This window comes from Paenibacillus sp. MT124 (genome assembly GCF_058792755.1).
Window position 1 is genome coordinate 2,925,029 of record NZ_CM179500.1, and the last position, 12,092, is coordinate 2,937,120.

General features: G+C 46.7%; 11 protein-coding genes. 9 read left to right on the forward strand and 2 right to left on the reverse strand.

Features of this window, described 5'->3' with window-relative positions; translation table 11 throughout:
* The first annotated feature begins 129 nt into the window (after positions 1–129).
* From AC3RCI_RS13460 to AC3RCI_RS13500, 9 genes are all read left to right on the forward strand, one after another.
* Positions 130–1,008 (forward strand): AraC family transcriptional regulator, encoded by an 879-nt coding sequence (locus AC3RCI_RS13460; RefSeq protein ID WP_492529453.1) that lies wholly within the window; start codon positions 130–132, stop codon positions 1,006–1,008.
* Positions 1,009–1,095: 87 nt separating this feature from the next.
* Positions 1,096–2,370 (forward strand): ABC transporter substrate-binding protein, encoded by a 1,275-nt coding sequence (locus tag AC3RCI_RS13465; RefSeq protein ID WP_492529455.1) that lies wholly within the window; start codon positions 1,096–1,098, stop codon positions 2,368–2,370.
* Between the two features lie 49 nt (positions 2,371–2,419).
* The gene (locus AC3RCI_RS13470; RefSeq protein WP_127535888.1) at positions 2,420–3,310 is read left to right on the forward strand and encodes a carbohydrate ABC transporter permease; all 891 of its coding nucleotides are present in this window, start codon (positions 2,420–2,422) and stop codon (positions 3,308–3,310) included.
* 15 nt (positions 3,311–3,325) lie between these two features.
* Positions 3,326–4,207 (forward strand): carbohydrate ABC transporter permease, encoded by an 882-nt coding sequence (locus AC3RCI_RS13475; RefSeq protein WP_492529457.1) that lies wholly within the window; start codon positions 3,326–3,328, stop codon positions 4,205–4,207.
* Between the two features lie 284 nt (positions 4,208–4,491).
* A complete protein-coding gene (gene murB, locus AC3RCI_RS13480) occupies positions 4,492–5,415 on the forward strand; it encodes a UDP-N-acetylmuramate dehydrogenase (RefSeq protein ID WP_095287330.1) in 924 nt (307 codons plus the stop codon).
* A 207-nt stretch (positions 5,416–5,622) separates the two neighbouring features.
* Positions 5,623–6,783 carry a type III polyketide synthase gene (locus tag AC3RCI_RS13485; protein WP_492529459.1) on the forward strand — a complete coding sequence of 387 codons (1,161 nt, stop codon included), beginning with the start codon at positions 5,623–5,625 and terminating at the stop codon, positions 6,781–6,783.
* Positions 6,770–7,492: a methyltransferase domain-containing protein gene (locus AC3RCI_RS13490; protein ID WP_492473749.1), complete on the forward strand. Its 723-nt coding sequence runs from the start codon at positions 6,770–6,772 to the stop codon at positions 7,490–7,492. Before AC3RCI_RS13485 ends, AC3RCI_RS13490 begins: the two co-directional genes overlap by 14 nt.
* A gap of 59 nt (positions 7,493–7,551) precedes the next feature.
* Positions 7,552–8,697: an NAD(P)/FAD-dependent oxidoreductase gene (locus AC3RCI_RS13495; protein WP_492473748.1), complete on the forward strand. Its 1,146-nt coding sequence runs from the start codon at positions 7,552–7,554 to the stop codon at positions 8,695–8,697.
* A gap of 180 nt (positions 8,698–8,877) precedes the next feature.
* The gene (locus AC3RCI_RS13500) at positions 8,878–10,065 is read left to right on the forward strand and encodes an aminotransferase-like domain-containing protein (protein WP_492473747.1); all 1,188 of its coding nucleotides are present in this window, start codon (positions 8,878–8,880) and stop codon (positions 10,063–10,065) included.
* Between the two features lie 132 nt (positions 10,066–10,197).
* Here AC3RCI_RS13500 and AC3RCI_RS13505 read toward each other — a convergent pair whose 3' ends face one another.
* Together AC3RCI_RS13505 and AC3RCI_RS13510 are read right to left on the reverse strand one after the other, a co-directional pair.
* Positions 10,198–10,623, reverse strand: a complete 426-nt coding sequence (locus AC3RCI_RS13505) for a hypothetical protein (RefSeq protein WP_492473746.1) — start codon at positions 10,621–10,623, stop codon at positions 10,198–10,200.
* A 121-nt stretch (positions 10,624–10,744) separates the two neighbouring features.
* On the reverse strand, positions 10,745–12,019 hold the full coding sequence (locus tag AC3RCI_RS13510) for a stalk domain-containing protein (protein WP_492529461.1): 1,275 nt from the start codon (positions 12,017–12,019) through the stop codon (positions 10,745–10,747).
* Positions 12,020–12,092: the final 73 nt, after the last annotated feature.

Here is a 12,092-nt window from a genome sequence, read left to right on the forward strand (position 1 = left end):
CGCCCTATAGAGCGGCTTTTTTCATGTGTGGAATTTTATTTTCCTGCTCCATTCGAAAGGAATCCTGCTCTTTATGCATAATATGATTACTAGGGCTTGGAAATTGGAAAATATGGAAAGGGTGATCTGATGGGAGTACCAACGTTTCTTGAAACAGGTCATATGACAGAAGGGTTTCCGATCCGGGTAATTCACACGGGTGAACAGTTTAATTTTGCTGCACACTGGCATGAAGAGGTTGAATTGGTCGTTGTGAATGGAGAACACGCGAGAATTGGAGTGAACAACGAGGTCTATGAGCTTGTACAAGGAGATGTTCTGCTGATCAAGCCGGGGGATGTGCACTGTTTTTTGCCAGGCACCGAGTATTTAACCATTATCCTGTTTCGGCTGGAGTGGGTAACGGGAAATGTGGCAGCAGATCCTGAATCCCATGAACTTCGTGAACTTTTTCATAAAACGGCCATGATTCCGTCCCCCATCTGTAATGAGAAGAATCTGGACCGATATATCAAGGCCATTTCCGAAGAGGAGAAAAGAAAGCAGCCCGGATACCGCTGGTTAATGGTAGCAAGACTGTACGATCTCATTGTCCACCTGCTTCGGACCAAGGAACCAACCACGGAATCATGTGCTTCGAAAGAGACTTGTAACGGAGCCAAAAGATTCGAATTCCTTGAATCGGTCTGTGAATATTTGGAGGAACATTACGCTGAACCCGTCAAGCTGGATCATGTGGCTGAGCATATTAAATTCAGCAAATTTCATGTATGCAAGCTGTTTAAGGAGACTAAGGGAGTCACGTTGATGGAGTACCTGAACCACTTTCGTATTATCAAATCGGAATGGGCATTATTGTTTAGTCAGACCTCCATTTTGGATATCGCCATCGGGCATGGATTTAACAATGTGAACTCCTATAACCGACTGTTCAAAAAATATAATGGCTGTACACCTTCTGAATTCAGGAAGAAGCATCAGACTCATATCACAAAATATGAAGGATGATTCACAATATTTGAGGAGAAAGCCCTCTGCAAAATCACTATACTCGAATAAAATGTAAGCGTTTCCTTTTATCGAAGGAGGGGGCCCATGAAGACATTTAAATTGAAGTATCTCTCCATTATTGCACTTGTAAGTGCAATGATGATCGTATCCGGTTGTCAGTCCAAGGGAGAGCAGGCATCCAAGCAGGAAGAAATTACGGTGTGGAGTTTTACGGATGAAGCCGGTTATGCCATTGAGAAATTCGAAGAAAAGTATCCAGACATCAAGGTGAATTTCGTCAATATCCCCGGAAACTTTTACATTACCAAATTAAAATCCGCACTGCAGACCACGTCGAAAGCACCTGATGTATTTATGATTGAAAATGCAAACATCAGAGAGCTGATTGATGTACCTTATCTGGAGAATCTGTCTTCATCCCCGTATAACGCGAATGAGCTGATTCCAGAACAATATCCATTTGTGCAGGCGAATGAAAAGGACAGTGAAGGCCATATTCGTGCTATTGGGTATCAGGGGACACCAGGAGGCATTTATTATCGCAGGGATTTGGCCAAAGAATATTTGGGAACGGACGACCCCGTGAAAGTGGGCGAGCAGATTGCTACATGGGAAGACATATTTGAGATTGGAGAGAGGGTGCAGCAGGAGAGTGGAAATAAAGTACATGCACTGGCAAACTGGAATGCCATATCTAACTCCTATGATGGAATCCCTTGGGTTAAGGATGGCAAGCTTGTCATCGATCCAACGTATATGGAGGTACTGGACCTTGTGCGGGAAGCGCGTCAGCGCAAGGTGCTTGCGGAGTATGAAGAAGGAAGTGCGGGGCACGCCGCTTCGATGCAAAAGGGGGAAGTGATGTTCTACCCTGGTGCAACCTGGGCTTTGCAATATACCTTCAAGGCGAATGCACCGGACACCGAAGGGTTGTGGGGGCTTGCACCTGGTCCGTCTTCATTTAGCGCAGGAGGCACTTATATCGCGATGTATAGTCAGAGTGAAAAAAAGGATGCAGCTTGGAAGTTTATTGAGTTTTATAACTTTGACCATGATTTCCTGTCTGAGCTGGCGAAGGAACAGGATTATTTTACAAGCAACATGGTCGTGAATGACCAGCTGGCACCAGCCGTTACTTCAGCTTATTTGGGAGGGCAAAAGCATTTCGAGTTTTTCTCCGAGGCAGCCAAAAAGGTTCCGGTCTACGAGCGAACAAAGTATGACTCCATTATTAATAATGACATTTATAAAAATGTCCTACAGTTGTATCTCAATAATGACATCCAGACCAAAGAAGAAGCGGTGAAGCGAATCAAACGCGATGTGAAATTGAGATTTCCTGAGCTGGAAGTGGATTAGCCGAGGAGAACGAAACCTTTTAATCATCCGATGACTGGAGGAACACATCATGTTTGCCAAATCGATCCGCAAAGACCACTATGGCTATTATTTTATCGCTCCATTCTTTATCATTTTCGCTATTTTTGGACTCTATCCTATTCTTTATTCCCTGTATATCAGTTTTACCAACTTTGATGGCATTACGACTCCTGAATTCGTTGGGATCGGAAACTATATTGCTGTTCTGCAAGATCCGCTGTTCTATAAAACGCTTTTTAACACGTTGTTTATCTGGGGAGTATCTGTCGTCCCGCAGCTTACCGTCTCTCTTGTTCTTGCTTTTATCCTGAACGACAAGCTGCTTAAGGGAAGAGATTTCTTCAGAGCCGTATATTTTTTCCCGAATATCGTTACGGCAGCATCACTCGGATTGCTTGTCAGCCTGATCTTTGATTGGCAGTCCGGTGGTCTGAATCACTTTCTGGTGCAGATTGGGCTGATTGATGATCCGATCAACTGGAAAAATGATCCGTGGTTTATGAGACTCATTGTGTCAGCTATTCTGTTCTTTCAATACTTCGGATATTCAATGGTCATTTACCTTGCAGGGCTTCAGGGAATAGACCCGGCACTACAGGAAGCGGCACAGATGGATGGGGCGAAGAAGAAGCACATTTTCATTCATATTATCGTTCCAATGCTGCGACCGATCATTCTGTTTCAGATGATTACCTCCATTATTGGAGGCATTCAGATTTTCGACCAACCGTTCACGCTCACCAATGGAAATGGTGGACCGGACCGTGCTGCCATGACAAGTATTATGTATCTCTATAATGTAGCATTCCAAAGCACACGCTTCGGTTACGGCGCAGCTATCGCCTTCTGTCTGTTCGTTATCATCATTCTCTTATCCGTTGTATCCTTCATCATGACCAGTCGGAAGAGTCGTTCATAGGGAGGGGGAAGTACTATGCAAACCGCAAAATCGATAGAGCAACCGAATGCAGCCATCCAGCAATATGCCAGTACGAAGCAGCTTACGATCGGCAAAGTTATTATTTACTTGTTCCTAACGGGTCTGGCTGTGATCTGCATCATTCCGTTTTATCTGATGATTATCTATGCCACGCATAATAATGCGACCATTGCATCCACCTTTACTTTCCTTCCCGGACCATTTGTAGCGGATAATTACTTAAACATGGCCTCCAAAATCAACATTTGGCGCGGATTTGCGAACAGTCTTTTTATTGCCGGCACTTCAACTGTACTATCGCTGTATATCGGTTCATTAACCGCATATGGATTTGCCAAGTTCAAGTTTAAGGGACGTACCTGGCTGTTCATGTTTTTGCTGGCCACGATGATGGTGCCCGGGCAGCTGGCTCTGATCGGGATGTACCGGCTGTTCAGTACATTGGGGCTGTTGGACAGCTATGCGGCCATTATTTTACCAGCGGCAGCGAATGCTTTTAACGTATTTTTTATCAAACAATTTATGGAGAGCAGCATCCCTGACGAAATCATTGAATCGGCACGTGTGGACAGTGCAGGAGAGTTTCGGACATTCAATCAGATTGTGCTGCCCATTCTGGGACCTGCCATTTCGGCACTTGGCATATTTACGTTCATCGGCTCATGGAACAACTTCCTCACACCGCTTGTTCTGTTCTTCTCATTGGATAAATACCCGCTTCCGGTCCTCGTTGCTCTGGTTCAGGGCTATTATGGTATGGATTATGGTTTGTTATATCTGGGAGTTGCAATTTCCATCCTGCCGATCATCATCGTCTTTGCAATCTTCTCCAGGCAGATTATAGGGAGTGTTGCGTTGGGAGCTGTGAAGGGATAAGTACCTTAAATGTATGAATTGTCTCTGGGCCTAGTGCCCTTTTTTTGTGCTTTTATAAGAATGAAAAAAGGAAGACAGCAAGCATTATGCTCACTTACTTGAAATGAGTTATAATGAGTAAGGCCAAAGCAACGTTTTACCAAGTCGCCATATGGCGGCTTTTTCCGGTCCTGCACCATTATTTAAAATAATTAATGATTAATTCGAATTAATTGCGACAAAATGGAGCTATTCAGAGTAAAATAACCTATACGATGCAATCAAGACAAGGTGGTAGAAAAATCATGAATTCATATCAGTTATTAAGCAAAACCCTGTTTGACAACTTTCACGAAGACCGCATTCGATATTCCGAACCGATCCGAAATTATACGTACACGCGACTCGGCGGGGAAGCAGATATTTTGATATTCCCCGAGACCATAGATGAAGTAGCCACCATCGTGAAGCTGGCGGTTCAGCATGATATCCCGTTGACTACACTGGGATACGGCTCCAATATGATTGTCAGAGATGGCGGCATTCGGGGGATTACCATGTCGCTGCAGAATCTTAATCAGGTCAATGTGAATGGTCATACGATGACTGCACAGAGCGGTGCAGCAATTATCGATGTATCCCGCCAGGCGTTAGACGCAAGTCTTACCGGACTCGAATTTGCCTGCGGCATTCCGGGCTCGGTAGGTGGCGCACTCTATATGAATGCAGGAGCATACGGAGGACAGATGTCCGATGTGGTCGAGTCTGCCATTGTCGTGACTGAGGCAGGCGAAATTATCACCATGCAGAGTGAGGAGCTGCTGCTGGCCTATCGCAAGAGTGTATTTATGGGCAAAAGGGATATCATCATCGAGGTGAAGTTCAAGCTGCAGCCGGGAGATCCGGTAGAGATCAAGGCGAAGATGGATGAACTTACTTATGCGAGAGAGTCCAAGCAACCATTGGAATACGCCTCTTGCGGAAGTGTCTTTAAACGTCCTGAAGGCCATTTCGCTGGCAAATTGATTCAGGATTGCGGACTTCAGGGGACTCGCATCGGCGGTGCCGAAGTATCTCGCAAACATTCGGGTTTCATTGTGAATGTGGATAATGCTACGGCGCAGGATTACATTGATATGATTGCACTCATTCAGGAGAAGGTGCGAAGCCAGTTCAATGTGAATTTGGAAACGGAAGTCGTCATCATTGGCGATGAACTGAATAAATAATTGGACGGAAGTCCACACTTTTTCGATAAGTCGCCTTCGGGCGGCTTCTTTTTTTACACTTTCCCGAAGAAGAGCACCTGAATGGAGAATGTGGGTCAGCATAACCCATATAAATAAATATATAGGATACGACAGATTACAACGACGCTCTTAAGGGTAAGTGTTGTTAATTAAAGGATATCTCTTATCCACCATAGGAGGTTTAAAATGAATCAACCCTTGTATAACCATACGGATATCGCCATCCTGGGCATGGGAACTGCGCTGCCTGTTCATGAAGTTGCCCAGTCCGATATTGCTGAGCTCATTGCCTCATCGCTTGAGGATCAACAGGATTTGGCCCGGTTTGCCAAAAGAGTGTTCAGGTCCTGCGGCGTAGAAACACGCTATACGGTTGAACCCAGCTATCTTGGGACACTTGAGGACTGTCGTTACCTGCCTTCGGGGGACCATTCTCAGATTCCGTCCACGCAGGAACGAATGGATACATATAAACGGGAGGCGCTCCCGCTTGGGATGGAGGCTGCCCAGAAGGCATTGAAGGATGCGGGCATGTCTCCTGAACAGATAACACATATCATTACGGTCAGCTGTACAGGACAGTATCTGCCTGGTCTGGATGTCATGCTTATTCGCGATTTGGGATTATCTCCACGCGTAAACCGGTTACCGCTTATTTTCCAAGGCTGTGCGGCCGGATTAAAAGCCATTCAGATGGCTCGTGATGTCGTCCAGGGAAGGCCTGATGCACAAGTGCTGGTCGTGTGCGTTGAACTCTGTACCCTGCATTTTCAACCAGTTAAGGAGAGAGGGGCGCTGTTTGCAGCCTCATTCTTCGGGGACGGGGCTTCTGCTTGTATCATTGGAGCACCGGAATCCGAGCAGCGGCATTATCTCGATCTTGGAACTGGATATTCCGTTCTGCTTCCTGATTCAACGGAGGATATGACATGGGAGGTGGGCAATCAAGGTTACGATCTGTACTTATCGCCTCGCATTCCTAAACTGTTGGGTGAGCACTTGGAGAACGAGCTCTATCAATTGCTCGGGAGCGACAGTTTACCCGAACTATGGGCTATTCATCCAGGCGGACGGGGGATCGTAGACTCTGTCCAGGAAGTTATGAATTTAAGAGCAGAACAGACAATGTACAGCAGAGAAATCCTTAGAACCGTAGGCAACTTGTCATCCAATACCATTATATTTGTACTTCATGCCATGCGTGAGGACATGAAAGCCCGTAATCAATCTGTAACGGAGGGTGTGGCGATGGCTTTTGGACCTGGGCTGACCGCTGAGCTCATGAAATTTACTTACGTTCCGTCCTATAGGCCTGCGCTGAAGGAGAAAGATCATGTCCTTCTTTAGAAACTTGTCGATCCGGGCGAAGGAAGATGAATTGATGGATGATTTCTCCATGGGCGGGGAAGAATTGCGTGAAGCACTGCAGCACCTGCGTCGTCTCAATAAAATATTTGCTGCTCCCGGCCCTACTCTCGATGGTGTGGAGAAATTATGGATATCGGTCGGTAGACCTCTTAAGCTGAGCATTATGGATGTAGGAGCAGGCTCAGGAGACGTGAATCAGAAGCTGCTTCAGTGGGCGAAGCAGAAGGGGATTGACCTCACGATTACGTTGGTCGATCTGACCGAGGAAGCTTGCGAAGAGGCAAGACTGCTCTTTCAAAATGAACCAAGGGTCAATGTACAGCGTGCCGATGTCATGAAACTGTCGGATGCTTCGGCAGATATCGTTACAGGATCCCAGTTTGTACATCATTTTGACGGACAGCTGCTGCTGGATATCGTTTCACATATGCTGCGTGTCTCTAGGTATGGTGTTGTGATTAACGATATCCACCGCCACCCGGTATCTTATACCGCGGTCTGGCTAACAACCCGGATGATCTCGCGGAATCGTTATATCCGTCATGATGGTCCGCTGTCTGTTGCCAAAGGCTTCACGGCAAAGGATTGGCAGGAGTTAAAAAAGCAATTGAACCATGACACCATGACCTATGAATGGAAGCCGCTGTTTCGCTACTCTGTCGTGATACCGAATCACCCGGCAGTTTAATGAAGGTGGCATTATAGTCACGGCTGCGCAAAATTCAATTTAAAGGCAGGGGATGCTATGTGTCCGAATCATTAGATGTCATTGTACTAGGTGCTGGAATCGCTGGCAGTTCGTGCGCCCTGCAGCTGGCCAAACAAGGTCATCGTACGCTTCTATTGGATCAACAGTCATTTCCCAGGCACAAAACCTGCGGTGAATTCATGTCACCAGAGACCAAAGAAATGCTGGAGTATCTAAATATTCAGCTTCAGGAAGTGAAGCCCAGCACGATGGATCATGCACAGATCATTATGCCTCAGGGCGGTCAGATTGAAGCTCCCTTGCCCGGATCCGCTTATGGCATCAGTCGACATGAACTGGACCGCATTCTCCACAAGCAAGCTGAGGCTGCGGGAGCCGAAATTATAACAAAAGCAAAGATTGTTGGTATTCAACTGCTTGAAGATGATCATTACGAGGTACAGGTCAAACAAGGGAATGAACGATTAAGCTATAGAACGAAGGCTGTCATCGGAGCGTATGGAACCAAAAAGCCGCGTGGAATGACGTCTCCGCCTGAAACTCGGGATGATACTGTATACGTTGGGATAAAGTCTCATTACAGTGGACTTGATATGCCTGCTAGAGTTGAACTTTATTTCTGTGAGGGAGGATACGTCGGCATTTCACCGATCGAGAATGGCTATGCGAATGTTGCAGCCTTGTTAACGCTGGATACGGTGCAGGGAAGCGGCAAGTCTGTAACCGATATCCTGCAGGCGGCCTCCGAAACGAATGGAAGGCTCGCAGCAAGACTGGCAGCTGGAAAGCCTGTTCAGGGAACTCAGGTTTCCATCGCTCCACTTCACTTGTCGAACGTGCCTGAGCCTTGGTCGCAGTTCCCGCATATTGGAGATGCGATGCTGATGATTCCTCCCCTGTGCGGTGACGGCATGTCCATTGCGCTGCGTTCTTCCATCCTGTGTGCAGAGTGGACCCACCGTTACTTGCAAAAGGACATCGGATTTGCGGAGTGGAAGGAAGGATACGCAAAAGACGCGAGCGATGAATTTACAGAGCTGCTTCGGCGTGCACGGAGAATCCAGAAGCTGGCTTTTGCCAGAACCAATAAATATTACCCCGCGCTAGCTCGCTTATTTCCTGGTTTGGCAACATATCTGGTCAAGGCTACAAGGTTATCAGAGATGAATGCTGCTCGCGGGTAATGTGGGGAAAAAATGCATATTGATGGATCTGAAAGAGGCGGCGTATGTCGACCTCTTTTTTATTGTTTTTGACGAATTTGAAGCAGACCATTTTGAAAACAGAGAAGTACTCGTATAATAGAAAAGAATGTAGAAGTAGTATTGAGCGTCAGATTTGAAGCAGGGAGGCATTATATTAAGATGAACTATTCATTTTCAAACCGGATTGCTGCGCTGCAGCCGTCCATTATTCGAGAAATCCTGAAGGCATCCTCGGGCCAGAACGTTATTCCATTCTCTGCGGGAAATCCCGCTCCGGAGACATTTCCCATTGAAGCCATTCGGACATTCACTCAGTCCATTCTGGAGCAGGATCCAGTTACGGCTCTGCAATACGGGATAACTGAAGGTTACGCCCCGCTGCGCGATACATTGACCCATCACCTGAAGACGAACTATAACACAGGCACAGCATCGGACGAGCTATTTATTGTCTCGGGTGCACAGCAAGGCATTGAGCTTGCCTGCAAAGTATTCTGCAACGAGGGAGACACGATCATCTGTGAAAGCCCAAGCTTCATAGGGTCGTTAAACTCCTTCCGGGCTTCAGGTGCAAGGCTGGTTGGCGTTCCAATGGAAAGCGACGGTATTGATATCGGCAAGCTGGAACTGGCACTGCAGACGGAGCAGAATGTGAAATTGATCTACCTGATTCCGAGTTTCCAAAATCCGACGGGAGTAACGACAAGTCTGGAGAAACGCAAAGCCATTTATGCTCTCGCCAAACAGTATGGTGTGATGATTCTGGAAGATAATCCATACGGTGAGCTTAGATTCAGTGGAGAAGATGTACCTACTATCAAATCCATGGACGAAGAGGGACTAGTGATCTATGTGGGCTCCTTCTCCAAAATCCTGTCTGCCGGCTTGCGTGTTGGCTATGTGCTGGCACCGAACGAAGTCGTGCAGAAGATGGTGGTTGCCAAACAGGGAGAAGACGTACATACGGCGATGCTTCCTCAGATCTTGGCATACAAGTTCATGGCAGAATACCAGTATGCAGAACATATCAGCAGTATTCGTGAAATATATCGCAGAAAATCTGCCTTAATGATGGACAAACTCAAGGAACACATGGGGAATTCCATTACGTTTACCCAACCGGATGGTGGTCTTTTCCTCTGGTGTGATCTGCCGGCTCATATTCCGATGCTGGGTTATGCCAAGGCAGCTGCAGCCAGCGGCGTAGCCGTTGTTCCAGGCACGGCATTCCTCGTTGATGAGAGTGAACCTTGCAATGCGATCCGATTGAATTTCTCCACACCTTCCGATGAACAGATTGTGAAGGGGATTGAAATTCTGGGGCAGGTATTGAAGCAGTATTCTTAATAACGTCTGATCTGGGTAGCTCCCTGTACAGCTGAAGTGGCATCTAGCCTTTCAACTGTGAGGGGGCTTTTCTTCATTCAAAAACCCTACCGCATTTGCAGCGGTAGGGTATGAATGGAAATCGATCAATGATCAATCAGATACGAGGAAGCCGTCAAAATTTTCGGGTCCGACTCGAACCGTTCCGAGCAAGTTCGTACTGATAAACGCTGAATACGTTAGTTGTGATGTAATGGGAGGGTTAAAGTCATTCGCTGAAAAAGTAATGATTTCAGGTGCGAGTAAACCGCTCAATCCATAGGTACTATTTGCCGAATAGATGATAGGATCTGTCGCCAGCGTACCTCTCACAATGGTAACTCTCACTACAAAAAGCGCCAGAGGTAACTGAACCGTAATCGTCCCTTTGAGTTGAACCCTGGGATTAGCCCCTGTACCCGCAGTAATAAGACCAATTTGGGCAAATAACGTAGGGGTATTGATTACGGGGATGGGTACAGAAATGGAGTTGGTCGACGTTGCATTGATTGAGACTCTTGCATCCAGAAACTGAGTCATTCTGCATACCTCCTATCCGATAAGATAGAATAGTATATTCATAGAAGACAAGTTTGCGTGGACATACTCCTGCAGGGCAGGAGATCCTTCATCACATCCTGCTCATAAAAATGAATGTCTTTTACTCTTTGATCACTGACGAATTCACGGCTTCTACCATATTATTGTTGAATTCACGGAATAAGCCAAGGCGCCAGAATGCTGCCCCTTTGAGATCATATCTCTTGGCTAATCCAAGCTTGTCATCAACGGAGGTTCCCGTTTCGCTGTTTAAGTTAATGCCAAGCAGCAGCTTGTCTTTTGGAACACCTGCGTTAAGTGCAAGCTGGATGGCTTGGTCAACGAGACTGTTGGGCTCAGGAATCTGTGCCTTGGTACCCGCAGGGTTATATTGATAAGCCATAATAATAAGATCGTCTGCCAAGAAAGCGAGCGTTTTGTAATCATAGCCTTTATATGCACTGTTCAGAGGCGGTACAGCCAGTGATATCGAAATGTCAGGAGGCAAGGAAGCTTTTAACTGTTTGACATAGTCGTTAAGCAGCTTCTGCTGCTGCTTGGCATCCAGTTTGAAACCCAAGCCTTCAAAATCAAGAACGACGCCGCCGAATCCATTCTCCGTAACTGCTGCGTTTATGCCCTGAATCGATTTCTCGCGCAGACTGCTGTCACTCAAAACTTTGGTTAGCTCGCCTTGACCATCCAGTGCGTATACCATAAGGTACGGTTTGATATTCTGATCTGCAGCATCCGCCACGATGGTCTGGGGGGTCACTTCACCTGCTGCCTCAGGGAAATAATACTCCTTCCCTTGAAGCGTGAATTGGCCATCCCGGTCGATTCGACTCCAGCCAAAAGCTACGGAGTTCATGGATGGGACCAGATCGATTTCATGAAATGCCCGCACAGCATAAAAGGCTCTCAAATGCATTTCACGTTGTGGGGATACGAGAGAAACTGTGCGTGTGGCCTGATCCCATTTCACACCCACGCCGAATTGGCTGCTGAACGAACTGAGCGGAATGAGTACGCGTCCTTCTCGCTGAACCGGGGCTGCGGCAAGCTTCACTTTGGTGCCATTGACGGTGGCTGTGGTATTCCCCACTTGAAGAAGTACCTCTGTAGCCTGACCTTTTACTTTGCCTACGGCTTTGACGGTTTGGGTTTTACTGTTCCACGTAATCTGGATTCTCAAGGCTTCACCTACGGTACGGAAGGGAACATAAGTAACGCCTTTATCAATTCGCGGGGCAGCATCAAATTGCAGTGCAACATTATCCAACTTGACCGATATGGCAGGTGCTGCATGCACATCACCGATGTTTACCGTCGTTCCAAGCAAGGACAAACCAATCAAGGTGGCAGCAATGGTTTTACCTATGTGTTTACGAACCATGTTTGTATATTCCTCCACATTCATAAAATAGTAGAAAAAAGGACGTATGGACAGTAATCTAGCATAGTGTAGT

Bases quoted from the DNA above. Each gene is read 5' to 3' on its own strand.
- AC3RCI_RS13475 (WP_492529457.1), top strand. From the start codon at position 3,326: ATGCAAACCGCAAAATCGATAGAGCAACCGAATGCAGCCATCCAGCAA.
- AC3RCI_RS13470 (WP_127535888.1), top strand. From the start codon at position 2,420: ATGTTTGCCAAATCGATCCGCAAAGACCACTATGGCTATTATTTTATC.
- AC3RCI_RS13485 (WP_492529459.1), top strand. From the start codon at position 5,623: ATGAATCAACCCTTGTATAACCATACGGATATCGCCATCCTGGGCATG.
- AC3RCI_RS13465 (WP_492529455.1), top strand. From the start codon at position 1,096: ATGAAGACATTTAAATTGAAGTATCTCTCCATTATTGCACTTGTAAGT.
- murB (WP_095287330.1), top strand. From the start codon at position 4,492: ATGAATTCATATCAGTTATTAAGCAAAACCCTGTTTGACAACTTTCAC.
- AC3RCI_RS13510 (WP_492529461.1), bottom strand. From the start codon at position 12,019: ATGGTTCGTAAACACATAGGTAAAACCATTGCTGCCACCTTGATTGGT.
- AC3RCI_RS13500 (WP_492473747.1), top strand. From the start codon at position 8,878: ATGAACTATTCATTTTCAAACCGGATTGCTGCGCTGCAGCCGTCCATT.
- AC3RCI_RS13460 (WP_492529453.1), top strand. From the start codon at position 130: ATGGGAGTACCAACGTTTCTTGAAACAGGTCATATGACAGAAGGGTTT.
- AC3RCI_RS13505 (WP_492473746.1), bottom strand. From the start codon at position 10,623: ATGACTCAGTTTCTGGATGCAAGAGTCTCAATCAATGCAACGTCGACC.
- AC3RCI_RS13490 (WP_492473749.1), top strand. From the start codon at position 6,770: ATGTCCTTCTTTAGAAACTTGTCGATCCGGGCGAAGGAAGATGAATTG.